The sequence below is a fragment of the Mesotoga sp. UBA5825 genome, assembly GCF_002432955.1.
Classification (GTDB): domain Bacteria; phylum Thermotogota; class Thermotogae; order Petrotogales; family Kosmotogaceae; genus Mesotoga.
Window position 1 is genome coordinate 1 of sequence record NZ_DJHG01000120.1, and the last position, 15588, is coordinate 15588.

Genomic DNA, 15588 nt, shown 5'->3' on the forward strand with positions numbered 1-15588 from the left:
GATCATCAGGAGCCAAATACAGCATATACTGCCAAGGGGGAAGAAGCATAATATGATTTCTTTTTAGCTCCTTAACTTATGGGTAATGATAAGCCCTCAAGGGAGGATTCAAGATCAAGATCATCAGGAGCCAAATACGAATTCGCGCAAGAATCAGCATATTTATGGCATTTGACTCCCTGAGTTATGGATAATGATAAGATTTCTAAGAGCTGAGGTGGCCCATTCTTTTAGTGGTAGTCTCGTTTTCTTCAATCAATTTTCCCAGTCACTTTTCCATCTATTGACAGTCAGCAATAACGGTATATAATCTATTTGACTAACCGGTTAGTCAGGAGGTTGAAATTGAAATCCTCAGATGTCAACGAGGCTCGAGAAAGAATAATAAAATCATCGATTGCGTTGTTTTCTCAAAAGGGATTTCACGCCACAACTGCAAGCGAGATAGCAGAAGCTGCGGGCGTAACCAAAGGTCTCATATACTATTACTTCAATAGTAAGGAAGAGATTCTTAGCCACATCGTGGATTCTCTGCTAAAAGACGCGACGACGATAGCGATGGACTTCGTTCAGGCAAGCATTATCCAGATGATAAGAGATGGCGACCTAGATATAGAGCATGACAGGATGAAGTTCATCGATGAAGATTCGGTTGCGCGTTTCGTGAAGAGGTCGCTCTTCTATTACGACAGGATACTCGATTATCTAATTGAGAACAGGCTAATTCTGAGAATATTGATGTACGAATCCTTGAAAGAAAGCAAACACCACGACGACCTCTTCAGATTGCTTGATCTCACAAGAGATACCGAGGACAACCAGATTTTCAAATCGATTTCCGAGGCAGATAGCGACTTCAACTACTCGTCAGAAATGACGCTTTTCAAATTCTTCTTCTCGATAATTCCGCTTGTAACCTTTGCGGCTTACTACGACGACCTCAAAAAGAAGAGTCTGATGAGTGATGAAGAGTTGCGCAATTCGTTTTTACAATCATTTCGAGTTGTTCTCTCTTCTCTGATAAAAGGGACCGAGATTTCGCTGAGGACAGGAAATCTTGGTCAATCGTGATCGGAGCTCGCCAGCGAGAAGTTTTCACGAAGCTTTCTGGTGGGACTTCCTAGTTTTGAGACGATTCTCATCTGGAATGGATAATTAGATAAATGAAAATCGTGGAGGATACTATGACTTGGCATTTCATTGAGACAAAAGCAGTTACCGAACAACTTGAAGTCGATCCAGAAATAGGCCTTAGCTTTTCTGAAGCGGAAGAACGTCTGGGCAAATACGGCGAAAACATTCTCCGCGAGGAGAAAAAGAAGACGAATCTTGAACGCTTTGTAGAGCAGTTCAAGGACGTTATGATAATCATTCTGATTGCCGCCGCGGCGATTTCGTTTCTTGTCTCGATCTTCGAAAAGGAAGGGTTCTTTGAGCCAGTCTTGATTATGCTTATTGTTATCTTGAACGCTGTTATCGGTGTAATACAGGAGAGCAAGGCAGAGAAGGCTCTGGATGCCCTGAAAAAGCTTTCCTCGCCAAACGCCAGGGTAATCCGTGACGGAGAACAGAAGTTGATTCAAGCATCGAAGCTGGTGCCGGGAGATATTATCCTAATTGAGGCCGGTGATTTTGTTCCTGCCGACGCGAGAATCATTGAAAGTGCGAGTTTGAAGGTCGACGAGTCTGCCCTGACCGGTGAATCGGTCCCCTCCGAGAAATCGGCAGATGCAATCGTTAAGGAAGAGGCCTCTATCGGTGATAGACACAACATGGTTTTCTCGGGATGCGGCGTCAGCTATGGAAGAGGGAAGGGCGTCGTCGTTGAGACTGGAATGAAGACAGAAATGGGAAAGATCGCAGGCCTGCTTTCAGGAGAAGAAGACACTCAGACTCCTCTTCAACATAGACTGTCCGTTCTTGGGAAGTATCTCGGTATCGCCGCTCTTATCGCCTGTGCAGTGATTTTTCTTGTCGGGCTTATTGAAGGTATTCCAATAATGGAGATCTTCATGATCTCTGTTTCGCTCGCGGTTTCAGCGATTCCGGAAGGGCTCCCGGCGATTGTGACCGTTGTGCTTGCCATTGGAGTCCAACGAATGGTGAAGAGAAACGCTATTATTCGGAAGCTGCCCGCCGTGGAGACTCTCGGAAGCGCTACGGTGATCTGTTCAGATAAGACGGGAACTCTCACACAGAATAAAATGACCCTGGTCAAGGCCTTTTCGGCTTCTTCGTCAGTTACTGAGGAGATCAGCGATGATAACTCGTCTGAAATAAGGGACCTCTTGCTGTACGCAACGCTTTGTTCTGACGGGAGAGTCGTTATTGAGGATGGAGAAGAGAAGCACATCGGTGACCCGACTGAGACCTCTATAGTGCTGGCAGCCATGAGGAATGGGATCCTAAAAGATGAGATAGAGAAGAAGTATCCGAGACTGGCCGAGATACCGTTCGATTCTGAACGGAAAATGATGACAACTATTAACGACATCGATGGAAAAAACGTGGTAATTGTAAAAGGCGCAATAGATTCAGTTTCCACAAGATGCACATCCGGAGATGTTCAAAAGGGTAGAGAGATCGCGGAGGAAATGGGTAGCAGCGCGCTTCGAGTTCTTGCCGTCGCCTCCAAAGAGATCCAGAAGATTCCTGCGACCCTCGATCCAGCTGAGATTGAGAGTGGTCTTACGTTCCTCGGTCTCGTAGGTATGATTGATCCAGCGCGTCCCGAGGCGAAAGAGTCCGTAAGACTGTGCCGGCAGGCAGGGATCAGGCCGGTGATGATCACCGGCGATCACAAACTCACGGCTGCGGCCATTGCCAGAGAAGTCGGCATCTTGCTTGATGGAGATGAGATTGTATCCGGAATTGAGCTGTCAAAAATGTCTGATGATGAACTGGACAGGAGGGTAAGAAATATCTCGGTCTATGCAAGAGTGTCGCCGTCAGACAAAATCAGGATCGTTCATGCATTGCAAAAGCAGGGTGAAGTCGTTGCAATGACGGGGGACGGGGTGAACGACGCTCCAGCTCTAAAAGCTGCCGATATCGGATGCGCGATGGGAATAACCGGAACAGATGTTGCGAAGAGCGCGGCCGACATGACCCTTACCGACGACAATTTCGCGACGATTGTACACGCCGTTAAGGAAGGCCGCGGCATATACGACAATATCAGAAAAGTGGTCGGTTTCCTTCTGGGAACAAACATTGGAGAGATACTTACAGTCTTCACCGCCATGATGATCTGGAGAGAAGCCCCGCTGATATCTGCACAACTGCTCTGGATAAACCTAGTGACAGACAGCCTGCCAGCGATCGCGCTCGGCATGGAGCCAGTAGAAAAAGATGTCATGAATAGAAAGCCTAAACCTAAGAATGAAGGCATTTTTGCCGGGGGACTGGGACTTCAGGTTCTTCTTCAAGGAGCTATGTTTGCAATTCTCACTTTGATTGGCTTTGCGATTGGCTGGAAGAGCACCGGAGATGTTATCGCGGGAAGAACCATGGCCTTTGTGATTCTTTCTTTGACTCAGATCTTTCACTCGTTTAATATGCGGTCAAGTCACTCGCTGTTCAGAATCGGGATCCTTTCAAACAAAGTGCTATTTCTTGCTGTGTTGACTTCGTTTACGATGGTGGCTGCCGTTGTTTTCATCTCTCCTTTCGCCACAATTTTCGGATTGGCTCAACTGGAGACACCGATGTACGTTCTGGCTCTCCTTCTCTCGCTGGTGCCTATTCCCGTAATTGAGGTTGCGAAGTTGATTGGACTGATTCGCCACAAGCATTGACAGAATGAAAGTAAGGCAGCTGCCTGTATCTGGGTCGGCTTTGCTCTCATGTTTCTTCGCGCGACTCTGAACTACTGTGACAGCGAGTCGCCAGTCGATTCTCTTGTCCATATGGTTGCAATCGCGGGCTGGGACGATTTCATATCGATTGCAGGTCCGCCCGTGCCGAGAGCGTGGCTTATAGGAGACAGCTTGAGTGAAGATCTCCATGACGGAGAGTATCTCTGGATTTCTTACTATGACACGGTCTTTCTCAAGGAAAATAGCTATGCGGTAAGTTTTGTCGCGGCCAGCGGTGAAGGATACGATCGAATGAGCTATCAATCCAGTGAAGGAGCCCTTTCAGAACCGGTGACAAAGTCGTCAATGTACAAGAGCCATGGCTACAGTTCTTTGAATTTTGATTCTTGGGGAAGTTCCCGTTTCATTGCCAGAGAAGACGGTTCTATCAAAACTGTTGGCCTCATACTGCCAATAAAGAAGAATCTATCAAGATCGAGATCTACGAAGCCCGGAATGAGGATGAGAACAGATTCTCTGGACTGGTGCTTTCAGACGAGGTTCTGGTTGAAGAGAGAGGATACCATGTGATTGATCTCAGTCTAGAGTTGCCGCTTGTGCGAGAAGAGGACTTCGTTGTGGTCCCAGGCTTCTTTTATAGCCCAGAGTTCAAGAGGGAACAAGTAGTCTCTGTAGTTAGTGATGAAAGACCTGCAGAGCTTGTGAAGACTTATCGAGCTTCCTCCAGTGATGCCGAAGGATTTGAAGAATGGATCGATTACGGAGAGATATATGAAAACTCGGTCCAGTTTGTTCAGGCAATTATGAGAAGCCTGGACCGAGCTTCCTGATTTCCTTCACAACTTGGGTCGCTCTACAGAATTCAGTAGTATAAGGGAATGCAGGAGATTCGTTTCTATTCTTCGTAAGGTCTGTCATTCCTTCTTTTGTAAACCCCGTTCGCCTTAAGTTGTCTGTTCCAGTATTTATCGAAAATGCCGGCCGGGGAAAGGGCAAGAGCGATCGCTTTGGCAGCCAATGGTATTCTCTCTGGATGAGCGATTTTTCCGAGAAGATCTTTGTCCAGCTTACCGGTCTTGCCATAGATCTCTCCGAGCTCCCGATATCTCTGAAGTACCTCTGAATCTTCAGATAGAAATCTCGCTCCTTCCATCCCTCCCCTGCTGATGCATCCCCCATAGTCTGCTCCAAGTCTTCCAGCAAGCTTCTGCAGGTATCTTTCGACAAATCTCAGATTCAGAGTCTCAGGAAAACCGCACTGAATGGAAAACAAGAACTCTTTTCCCGATAACTTCCCTTTCAAATTGTATAAGGACTCGAACAGCTCCATCACCAAGCCCGGCATGCTGTCGACATACAAGGGGAAGGCGAAGAGGACCTTATCGGCAACGGCGATTTTTTCTGTCACATCGGAGAGGATCGCATGCTCTTCGATCAGGTTCAGAACTTCCAGCTGTAGATTGTTCTGGAGAGAGGCTTTTATTCCCCTCAAGAAGTGATTCGCAATTACGAGTGAGTTGCTCCTGGTTCCTCTAGGCGATCCATTAATGATTAGTAATCGCATATGCGACCTCCTCAGGCGGCTTCTCATCGGAATCGAAGAATACAAGACTGGTTGCCATCTCAATTGCCACCCGTTCATAGATTGCCCGAACTATTTCCAGATCCTCTTTGTCTGTATCGATTTCTTTCTCGATCAGGACACCCAGGAGCGGGTAAGTCTTGTAGCGCTTCTTGTGGTGGATTTCGCCGGCTCTTATGGTGAAATAAGGATGGACGATCGGGATCATCTTGTCGATCGCTTTCTTAAGAATCGATGTGGTGAAGCCAAGAATGAGCGGTGAGGCAAAGATAAGCAGATCGGAATTCACTGCGGCCCGTCTGATTTTGACTGTGTCATCTGGAACGATGCATTCTCCAGGAGTTTCGACCCAGCATCCAAAACATCCCATGCATTGCTTGATCTCCAAATCTCTCAATTTGAAGTATTGAATCTCGTTCTTCATCTTTGAAAGAAATTCGACAAGCTTTTCAAGGTACTCTTCAAAAGTGCCGCTATCCTCAAAAGCTCCGTTCAGAATTGTGATCTTCATTATATTAAGCCCCTTTCAAATATCACAGCCGAACCACTTTCAGCCGATTCATAAAAAGCGTCGAGGAGGCTCTGAAGGAGATATGCCTGTTCAGGAGTGGGTAATTCAGAACTCCCTTCCCTGCAGCGATCGAAAAATGCTCCTAACGATCTCATATAGCAGTTGTCATCTTCTACAAAGGGAAGAGAAATATCTGCCAGCTCGCCGTGAATCTCAGTGAACACTTCGGGCGGAAAGACTGTGGCGCCCGCCCTGTCGCCGAAGATCTGAAGATTCACGTTGGAACGATCCTTCATGTTCAACGCGAAAGCTGTTTTCAGAATCAATGACGCTCCGTTCGTGAATTTCACGAACCCAAATGCCGAATCTTCGACTTTGAATTTACCCGGGTCCCAGCTGCCCATCAATCCGACACCCTTTTTGTTGCCTATCTTGCAGTAGGTGCTGGCCGTCACGCTATCGGGCTGGGGGAAGCCCATCATGAAGAGGGCGAGATCGAGCATGTGCACTCCGATATCCATCAGGGGTCCTCCGCCCTGCAATTCCTTGCTCGAGAAGGAACCCCAGCCGGGTACTCCGCGCCGTCTCAAGAAGTTCCCCTCGCAATGATAGACTTCTCCAAGATCGCCGTTATCAACGAACTTCTTGATCGCGATTGCCTCTCTTCTGTACCGGTAGTTGAAGTTGAAAGAGAGAATCCTTCCGGACTTTCTCGAAGCGACCATCATCCGACGGACCTCTTCCTTGTTCATAGCAGGGGGTTTCTCACAGAAAACATGGCAACCTGTCCTGAGTGCGGTTACTGTGGCCGCCGCATGAAATCTATTCGGCGTACAGACGAGTGCTGCATCCGGCTCGAGAGTCGAAAGCATCTCCTCGTAATCGTGGAAAGCCCGTTCTACGCCGAATTTCATCGCCAGTCTTTCGGCTCTCTCCGGCACAATGTCTGCAATCCCTACAAGATCCAATTCTTCCCTCATTGATGAGAGAATGGGCAAGTGTGTAACCTCTACTATCTGACCTGCACCGACTATCGCAACCCGGAGTCTGTCGTTTCTCATGTATCAGAGTTCCCTACAATGCTTCTTATGAAGCAACAGGATTCTCTATATCTCTCGATCGGGTCGTCTCCAGTAACCCTGCATTCAAAGACCACGTTACCGCCATAATCGATTTCCGAAAGTGCTGAAAAGAAATAACCGAAATCAAGATGGGCCTGGCCCGGTTGATATCGGTTGCTGTCGGCGATATGTACGTGAGCAATAAACTCCTTGTTCTGCACAATGCTTTTACGAAGATCGGCCTCCTCGATATTCATATGGAAGGCGTCGGCAGTCAACCTTACACTAGAGAACCCCCCCTCTTCGATCAACTTTGCGGCTGAGCCAAGCGTGTTCAGCATGTGATCTTCATATCTGTTTAGCGGCTCGAGATAGATAAGTGTAGCCGTGTCTTTGGCCAGTGAATTCAGCCTCTCCAGAGAGTCAAGAAGGACGGCAGTGTCTTCCGAGTCCGATCTTGGAGGAACCATCGGAGGAAGCCTTTTCGAGAACATTCCCCAGGCTGCAGGCACTACTATGCCTTTGCCGCCGACGTCAGCCAGTGCTTGCAGGATCTCTCCGATATCCTTTATTGCTTGAGATCTCCTCTCGCTCGAGAAATCGCCTATCCAGCCGCGGTAACCTCCGCATGCGCTTGCAACGGGAACGCCGGTGGAACGAACGGCCGCCTTCACTTCGGCGAGCTCTTCGATCAAGAGCCTTCCATCTATTTCGAAGCCGTCAAATCCCAGCTTATACACAAAACTTAGTTTCTCCTCCATTCTTGAAGGAAAGAACTCCTTGTCTTGAGTGATCAGCTTCATATATTCCTCCTTTCAAAAGTTCGTCAATAGCCGCAGATTGATGAAGTCTTGCTGATCTAACTATATGTACAACTGGCTGTTCGTTTTCTCTTGGGAGCAAGCCGTATACACATCTTCTCTGAAGTTCGATCATTTCCTTCCCCGGTTCACAAATCGCTCCTCATTGTGCATATAGCCAGCTGTATCTCTTGAAATGCGTTTCCAATCGTGTGTCCCGTTCATAATAGAACAGCCTCGTTTTCTGATCAGATCACCGGGATTTTCCGGCAAGTCCGCCTTCTCTGACTACGATTATACAAAGCAGTCTCTCAGTCTTCAGTGACTCACACCCTCAGCTACTGCTCGCTCTAATCCATCGAGAGAGAGTTTATAGTCAAGACCGCTAGAGGCCAACCACAGAATTTGCGCATGAGACAAGAGGCTGGAACATTACTGCCGATCAACTTCCTGACTTTTGGATGATCATGAACCTTCAAAAAGCCACTCCGAGCTTGACGCTCAGTTCGGGATTTTTGTCGACGTACTTGCAGTAGGCTTCGGCGGACTCTTCAAAGCTGACGACGGGGTTAACGATTTCATCGCCGCGAAGAGAACCGTTGCATATCATCTCCCAGCAGACTCTTTCAACCCTCTTTCTGTTCCACCTCGGATAGTCGGGTCCCGGTTCACTTGCCGCACGGGAGAAGATCAACCGCCCATAGTTGTAATGGGCTTCACGCCCAAAATTGATGCCGCCGAGAAACTCCTTTGCCCAGGCAACGTACGAAATTGTTCCCCCGTGTGCAAGACCTCTGAGGCCCGACTGCAGAGCAGAAGGAGCTCCGCTTGTCTCGATTATGCAGTCTGCACCGGTCTGAAGAGTGAGCCTCTTGATCTCAAGTCCAACATCGCAAGCTTTTGGATCTAGAACAAAATCTGCACCTGAGCTCAGCGCAACCTCCCGCCTGACTTCAATAGGATCGACCGCTATCACCGGGCTTGCCCCGATCTTCTTCGCGAGTTGGACCGCCAGCAGTCCTATGGCTCCAAGTCCAATTACTGCAACATGGTCACCCGGCCTCACATTCCCGTCTCTGATCCCGGACAGAGCAAACTGAGCTGGATCATAGCACACGGCGCTCTTCCAGGAGACGGCCTCGGGAACTCTCAACAGACGGTGATTGCCAACGGCGTTGACAATTTGAGTCTCGCGAATTCCTCCGTAAGAACAGACTATCTCACCAACACTATAGTCCCTCACATCCACACCCTTTACAACGATTCTACCTACCCACATATTGCCGAGATTCCAGGAACCGAACTCAACCCCCTTTCCATGATCCGGAGATCGAGGAACTAAGAGCTTCCAATCGTCATCGTAACGTTCGTTTATAAGCGGACTCTCGCCTCTGAAATCAGCTATCTCCGAACCGTGCTTTGGAGAAGCGAACTCGACTTCGACCATAACCTCGTTCGCCGCTATCTTCCTGTCCCTGTATTCAACAATCGCCGCCTTTCCTGGCGCAGTTGCAACAAGCATTCTTGGCATTTCCCCTTACCCCCTGTTCAAAAACTGTTTTCCCGTTTCGATTATTATCCCATACGATAAACTACATGCTTCGGTTCTTGAAGACAATTCCATGAATTGAAGAATCGTAAGTGTCTTTGGGGAGATAGCGAAAGTATTGAATTTGCTGAGCGTAGCGATCAGCTTATGGTTTTTTCCAGCTGCTTCTTTTGGACTGCAACCTGCCAATCCTAAATCCAGGCTTTACTTAGAACTTCCCATTGTAAGGCCCCGAACGAGGTCGTTTTGCACAAGGAGACCGAAAACGATCATAGGGAGTACGGTGATTATTGCCGCTGCGCTCATTACACCCCATTCAATATTTCTTTCGCTAACGAACATGTTGACCAGAACGGGTAGAGGTCTGGTGTCTCTGCCTGTAAGAACTAGGGCAAACAGAAACTCGTTCCAGGCGATGAGGGCGCATAGTATGGACGTGGCCGAGAGTCCGGGCATGACAAGGGGGAGTACAACTCTCCTCAAAGACTGAAATCGCGTGCACCCATCTATCATGGCAGCTTCTTCAAGAGAATTGGGGATCTCCTGAAAGAAACCGCGCATCATCCAGATCGCGAATGGGACGCTGAAAAATGAAAGCGCCAGTACGATAGGGAGGTAAGTGTTTGATATTCCTAGATATCTTGCGATCATGAAGAAGGGCAGAACCATGACAATCGGCGGCGTCATTCTCGCCAGCAGGACGACGAAAGCGATAGTGTTTGCATGTTTCCAGTCAAACCTTGCCAGAGCATAAGCCGCAGGCACCCCAAGAAAAAGCGCTATGACTGTCGAGAAAAACGTTATCATAACACTGTTGATCAGAGAACGGACAAACTCGGAATTTCCGAAGAACTTCGCGTAATTCTGGAAGGTGATACGTGCTGGAACCCACTTGGGTGGCATCGAGAACTGGTCGGCCTCAAATTTGAAAGAGGAAAGCAGTATCCACGCCAGTGGTACCAGAGTCCAGATTAGCGCCATAGCTATGACCACAAAAACCACTATTCTGGTGAAAGGTTTCTTCCTAAGCATAGTTCTTTCCACCGCCTATTATCTTCATGTAGAGTATTGTGAAGACTACCGCTATGCCGAAAGTAAGCATGTTAATCGCCGAAGAAAAGCCGACGTTATACGCCTGAAAGGCAGTTCTGTAACCGTAGAAGGCGAGAGTTTCCGTAGCAGTTCCGGGACCTCCGCCTGTCATAATAAATACGATGTCGAAGACACGCAGAGATGTGAGGGTCCTTATTACCACTGCGACCAGTATAGAAGGCCTGAGAAGCGGCAGCGTTATGTAATGGAATCTCTGAAGGGAACTTGCTCCATCCACGAATGCCGCTTCATACGGTTCGTAAGGGATTGATTTGAGCCCTGCAAGCAAGACGAGAGTCACAAATGGAATGTACTCCCACGCATCTGCAACAATCAATACAGGCATCGCCGCAGAAGGATTTGATAGAAGGGGTTTTTCGACAAGTCCTCCAAGCCCGAGCTGTCTCAATATATGAATAATTGGTCCGTAGTCACTGTTTAGAACAAAGCGCCAGACATACCCCACAACGACGGGAGCGATCATGAATGGAACGAGCAAGACCGACTGAACAATCTNNAGCCTTTGAATTCCGTATCCAGGGCAAGAGCTATGCACAGCCCCGCAATCAGCTCTATTAAGACCGCCCCCAGAACAAAGTAGAAGGTCCTTCCCACAGTGTCCAGCGTGAAAGGGTCGGTGAATAGCCTGACGTAATTGCTGAAGCCCGCCGCTCTTATGCCCAGATCCGGCCTGAGCAGATTCCACCGCAGAAAGGACATCACGATAGTATAGGTCAGTGGTATCATGAAGATTATGACTATAAAAACCATTGAAGGAAGAATATACCAATAACCTCTAGATCTACGTCTCGACTTCATTTGATCACCTACCACAGAAAATGCCGGGCNNTCGACCCGGCTCCGTATCAAATCAATAGTAGCCTCCGTCTCTCATAAGTCTGTCAACTTCCTTGACTGCGTCATTCAAAGCCTGTTCGGCAGTTTTCGTTCCCGCCAAGAATTCCGAGACGGCCGGAGCTATTATGCCGCTCACAATGCTTCCGCCTTCGGGAATCAAAGGTACCATAGGCGTCGGGATGCAGTTTTCCATAGCGGCAGCGAAATCGCCGATCCATGGGAACGACTCTACGAGCTCCGGACTGTTTAGAGCAGAGAACCGTGCGGGTATGTTGCCAGTGGGAGCTGCTTCAACCTCGTTCTGCGTCTCCGTTACATAAAGTAACCACTCCAATGCCGCTTCCTTGTCCGGAGCGGCACTGCTGACCGAGAACCCCCAGGAAATGTAGAGCATCGGAAGCTTCTCTCCCAGTTTCTCTTCCGGTCTCGGGAATCCAACGAAACCGCCTTTGCCGACTACAGACGACCTCGATTCATCTTCGACGTAGAACATTCCAGTCGTCCAGACCTCTGCCATTGCGCTCCGGCCACTTATGAATTCGTTCAGGGCTTCCTGGAAGTCATAGTTCATTGCAGCGGGATTGGCGAACTGGAACATGTACTTCACTTCTTCCAGAGCCTCGATGCCGGCTTCGGAGTTGAAGATCGGGCGCATGTTCAAATCGAGCAATGCTCCGCCTTTTGCCCACAGCCTCTGCATGAAGTGGGTTGCAAGAAAGATGCTTCTTCTTCCCATGAGAGTCACCCCGTAAAGATCAGGCGGCCTGTTGAAAAACTCTGCGACATCTCTGTATTGCTCTAAAGTCTGCGGCGGCTGAAGTTCGTAGCCGTATTTGGCAATGAAATTAGCCTTTTCAGTCGGGTCTTCGAAAAGGTCCTTCCGGTAGATTATTCCTCCGAGTTCGTTCATGTAGGGCACGATGTACGTCTTTCCATTCAGCTTCGCGTTTCTTATTCCCGGAATATCCGACTCGTTGATCTTCTCGTATCCGGGAATATCGCTGATCGGATAGATGTACTTCCCAATCGAAAGAGCCGGGTACCAGAGCATAGAAATGTAAGGTACGTCTATCTCTACCCTTCCGGAAGTGTACCCGAGCATTAGTTGATCAAGGTAATTTGCATAAGGAAACTGCTGAATCTCCACTTCGATTCCGGTCTCTTTTGTAAACCCCTCCATTCTGGTCTTCCAGGCGTCTGTGTGAATTCCAACCTCGCTTGAGAGCTGAAGCGGAACCGCGAAACATGAAACAGTCAAGAGAACAACAAGAAAAAGCAGAAATCTGTTTCTCATAGAATCCCCTCCCTTCGGTCGTTATACAAGATCTTCGCTGTACATCTTCTCTATTGCAGTCAAGGTTATTTCGATCGCATCTTTCACTGAGTCTTCGATTTGGTCTCTCCTCGGATTTTTAACGGAAAGATCAACCTTTGAGCCGGCAGATTGCCTGTATCTGTTTGCATAGCATACACCTATGAATCCAGCCTTCACGCCACGCAGGTAAGAGATCACAAATAGCGCCGAAGCCTCCATTTCGAGTGAAACTACCCTTCTTCTGCTCCAGCTCTGGAAATATTCGGGATCGCGTTTGTAGAAGCAGGAATGGGTCCAGTTGATTCCCGTAATGATCTCTCTTCCAAGAGTTCTTGCCGAAGCCGTCAGGGATGAGTAGACATCTGGAGAAGGCACTGCGGGAAAATTCGCCGGGACGTAGTAGTTCGAGGCTCCATCGTCACGTACGCAACCATACGGCACAACGATGTCCCCCTCATTTACGTACTCTTGCAGTCCGGCTACGCTGCCGATCCTTATCAGCACCCTCGCCCCCACATTGATAAGCTCTTCATATGCAATACTTGCTGAAGGGCCACCCATGCCGGTAGAAGTAACGGAGACCGGTTTGCCGTTGAACTCACCTGTATAGGTGATAAGACCTCTGTTTTCCGCAATCTTTTTTGTGTTGCTAAGTCTACTGACAATCTTCTCAACTCTTCCCTGATCTCCCGGAACGATAACTACTGGCGCTATGTCTCCCGCCTGGCACTCGATGTGATACTGAAGCTTTCCTTCAAGTCCGACTGGCTCTCTGTAATCCTCCATCATTATGTCACCTCAAATCTTCTTTCTGAGAACGTGTATTCTGAACACCGCCGTGTTTATGAAATCCTCCGAGTAGAGCATGGGAACGTTCTTGATATCCCTGTGAACTTCCTTCAGCAGCACTATTGATGAACCCGACCTCATTTGGAGCAGTCCGGCCAACTCTTCGTCGACAAGTCTCGATTCTATTTCGGCAATTGCGTATCTGATTGGATCCTTGAAGTTTTCTTCCAGAAGATCAAATAGAACCAGTTCCTTAGCCTTCCTTCCCTCAAGCGTCTTTAACAGGGCTTCGGTTTTTCCGGGAATCCTCTCGGATGCTATGTAAGTTCTTGCAAATATTGCCGGGATGCCGTCGGCCGCATATACTCTCTCTGTAAGCACAAGGCTCTCGTTTTCAGGCATCTCCAGCTTTTCTGCCAGCCTTTCATCGGCCTTGACTTCGCGAAATTTGTCATAGATGAGCTCGGGATTCTTTCCCGAGCTGGAGATGATTCTCGTCAGACCTCTCAAGTATTCAATCCCCGTATGAACAAGGCCGCTGTCTTTCACAACAAAGGTTCCGAGACCCTGCCTTCTTACGACAAGGCCGTCCTTTTCCAGCGCCGTTATTACTTCTCTTAGAACGGTCTTGCTTGCACCGTAATCCTCGCAGAGCCTCTCTATTGAAGGAAGCTGCGCCCCGTCGCTCATCTTCTGGACTTCTCTCTCTATTTGCGAATATATGATCTCGTAAAGTGATTTTCTTCTTGCCATGAATTAGATTTACCTCCAGTAATTTTAGTCATCATACGTATTATGTATGATGTATTATGAGTATACTAAATCTGCTCTTCATTTCAGTACTGAACTGTTGGCGATATCGACCGATTTCAATTGTCCAGGAGTGATTATTTGGATTGTTCTTATCTTCAGGCATTATTGCAGCCACAATGAAGAGCTTTTGAGTTCGGCCTTCGATTCACAGCAGAATCATTCTCTCAAAGAGCCGTTCTTGTGTCCATTGAAATACAAGACCCACGCACTTTCATCTGAAGGAACATGGGTTGACGAAGATTTGCAGGAAGAAGGTGGGATTGTTTTAGAGTATGGAGAAATCATCTCTAACATTTTTACCACTCGACTACGGTTCAAGAGAGAAGAGTGAAAGTGATTAGTAGTCAAATCCTGCTTGTAGGATCCGCGCCGTCGAGCCGGCTTGCCCTTTGGCATTGACGCTTCAAGGACTATAATTCAATTGAATTAGTTAGTAGTTTTTATTTACCAACTTGAATGATGTCCTTCTGGTGTTTTCTGTAAGCGATCTCCCGGTTGTCAGCAAAGAATCGGCGGAGAAGAGGATGAAGGAAGGAAGCGGGAGGAAGAAGTGGTATCGAAACTTACTGAGATCAGAACGAGCGAAATTCTGAGGATAATTAGAGAAAAGAAGAGTACTTCTCGAGTCCAGATAGCGAAACTGACCGGGCTTAGCAAACCGACTATCTCTTCAATTGTCAACGACCTGGTTGAAGAGGGAGTTGTTAGAGAGAATGGGCTCGGACAGAGCAAATCTTCCGGTGGCAGGAAACCTATAAATATCTCTTTCGCAAAAGACTACAGAAACGTACTCAGTGTTGACATAGGCGGAACTAAGAGTATCTTCGCGTTGATCGATCTCGACGGAAATATCTTAAAACGCGACACTATTGCCACTGACCTTCTTCGCACCGAAAGGGGTCTGGTAGATGAGTTGAATGAGAGGCTCGAGAGTTACATAGAGGGAGTCGGAAAAGAGAAGGTGCTGGGAATCTCTTTAGGCATTCCCGGTACGGTAGACAGGGCCACGCAGAAGATAAAATACATGCCCTCCTTCGACATCGGCGATCTTGATCTCAAGACTCCGGTCGAGAAGAAGTTCGGTATTTCGACGCTGATCGAAAACGATGTTACACTTGCCGCCTTCGGAGAGTCATGGATCGGTTCTGCAAAGGAGTACAATGATGTGATTCTGGTTTCGATTGGAACCGGTATCGGCTCAGGTATTGTCATAAATGATTCGGTTTACAGAGGATGCGTCGGTGGAGCCGGTGAAATCGGCGAATTTGTCACCGACTGGTCTACAGAATCAAAGATGAATACGGGATTTGGAAGACTCGAACAGTGGTTTTCGGGATATGCGCTAGAGTCTTTCTCCAGGAAAAACGGCTGGGAGTTAAGCGTAAAGGACCTATTCGAGA

Annotated in this window: 15 protein-coding genes; 5 read left to right on the top strand and 10 right to left on the bottom strand. The window is 48.0% G+C overall.

From position 1 onward, the window contains the following. The first annotated feature begins 345 nt into the window (after positions 1-345). From B3N33_RS11860 to B3N33_RS11875, 4 genes are all read left to right on the top strand, one after another. On the top strand, positions 346-1071 hold the full coding sequence (locus tag B3N33_RS11860) for a TetR/AcrR family transcriptional regulator (RefSeq protein ID WP_214079751.1): 726 nt from the start codon (positions 346-348) through the stop codon (positions 1069-1071). A gap of 113 nt (positions 1072-1184) precedes the next feature. Beyond that, complete coding sequence (locus B3N33_RS11865) at positions 1185-3797, top strand: calcium-translocating P-type ATPase, PMCA-type (protein ID WP_214060254.1); 2613 nt, start codon at positions 1185-1187, stop codon at positions 3795-3797. 48 nt (positions 3798-3845) lie between these two features. Next, the gene (locus B3N33_RS11870) at positions 3846-4388 is read left to right on the top strand and encodes a hypothetical protein (protein WP_214060255.1); all 543 of its coding nucleotides are present in this window, start codon (positions 3846-3848) and stop codon (positions 4386-4388) included. Continuing rightward, positions 4385-4648 (top strand): hypothetical protein, encoded by a 264-nt coding sequence (locus tag B3N33_RS11875; RefSeq protein ID WP_214060256.1) that lies wholly within the window; start codon positions 4385-4387, stop codon positions 4646-4648. The genes B3N33_RS11870 and B3N33_RS11875 overlap by 4 nt, the downstream gene beginning before the upstream one ends. Positions 4649-4713: 65 nt before the next feature. Here the strand turns inward: B3N33_RS11875 and B3N33_RS11880 are convergent, their stop codons facing one another. From B3N33_RS11880 to B3N33_RS11925, 10 genes are all read right to left on the bottom strand, one after another. Next, positions 4714-5382 carry an NAD(P)H-dependent oxidoreductase gene (locus B3N33_RS11880; protein WP_292593465.1) on the bottom strand — a complete coding sequence of 223 codons (669 nt, stop codon included), beginning with the start codon at positions 5380-5382 and terminating at the stop codon, positions 4714-4716. Next, on the bottom strand, positions 5363-5911 hold the full coding sequence (locus tag B3N33_RS11885; RefSeq protein WP_292588922.1) for a flavodoxin family protein: 549 nt from the start codon (positions 5909-5911) through the stop codon (positions 5363-5365). Before B3N33_RS11885 ends, B3N33_RS11880 begins: the two co-directional genes overlap by 20 nt. Further along, positions 5911-6972, bottom strand: coding sequence for a Gfo/Idh/MocA family protein (locus B3N33_RS11890; protein ID WP_214078645.1), 1062 nt, complete (start codon positions 6970-6972; stop codon positions 5911-5913). The genes B3N33_RS11885 and B3N33_RS11890 overlap by 1 nt, the downstream gene beginning before the upstream one ends. After that, the gene (locus B3N33_RS11895) at positions 6969-7775 is read right to left on the bottom strand and encodes a sugar phosphate isomerase/epimerase family protein (protein WP_214061550.1); all 807 of its coding nucleotides are present in this window, start codon (positions 7773-7775) and stop codon (positions 6969-6971) included. Before B3N33_RS11895 ends, B3N33_RS11890 begins: the two co-directional genes overlap by 4 nt. Positions 7776-8247: 472 nt before the next feature. Next, a complete protein-coding gene (locus B3N33_RS11900; RefSeq protein WP_292593466.1) occupies positions 8248-9303 on the bottom strand; it encodes a zinc-dependent alcohol dehydrogenase in 1056 nt (351 codons plus the stop codon). Positions 9304-9525: 222 nt separating this feature from the next. Continuing rightward, positions 9526-10353, bottom strand: a complete 828-nt coding sequence (locus B3N33_RS11905; RefSeq protein WP_292593467.1) for a carbohydrate ABC transporter permease — start codon at positions 10351-10353, stop codon at positions 9526-9528. Next, positions 10346-10912, bottom strand: a complete 567-nt coding sequence (locus B3N33_RS11910) for a carbohydrate ABC transporter permease (RefSeq protein ID WP_292593468.1) — start codon at positions 10910-10912, stop codon at positions 10346-10348. Before B3N33_RS11910 ends, B3N33_RS11905 begins: the two co-directional genes overlap by 8 nt. 372 nt (positions 10913-11284) lie before the next feature. Beyond that, positions 11285-12565, bottom strand: coding sequence for an ABC transporter substrate-binding protein (locus B3N33_RS11915; protein WP_292593469.1), 1281 nt, complete (start codon positions 12563-12565; stop codon positions 11285-11287). Positions 12566-12586: 21 nt separating this feature from the next. Beyond that, positions 12587-13375: a nucleoside phosphorylase gene (locus B3N33_RS11920; protein ID WP_292593470.1), complete on the bottom strand. Its 789-nt coding sequence runs from the start codon at positions 13373-13375 to the stop codon at positions 12587-12589. A gap of 9 nt (positions 13376-13384) precedes the next feature. Beyond that, positions 13385-14128 (bottom strand): GntR family transcriptional regulator, encoded by a 744-nt coding sequence (locus tag B3N33_RS11925; RefSeq protein WP_292593471.1) that lies wholly within the window; start codon positions 14126-14128, stop codon positions 13385-13387. Between the two features lie 610 nt (positions 14129-14738). Between B3N33_RS11925 and B3N33_RS11930 the strand changes: the two genes are divergently transcribed. Further along, the coding region (locus B3N33_RS11930) for an ROK family transcriptional regulator (protein WP_292593472.1) at positions 14739-15588 on the top strand (850 nt) is incomplete at its 3' end.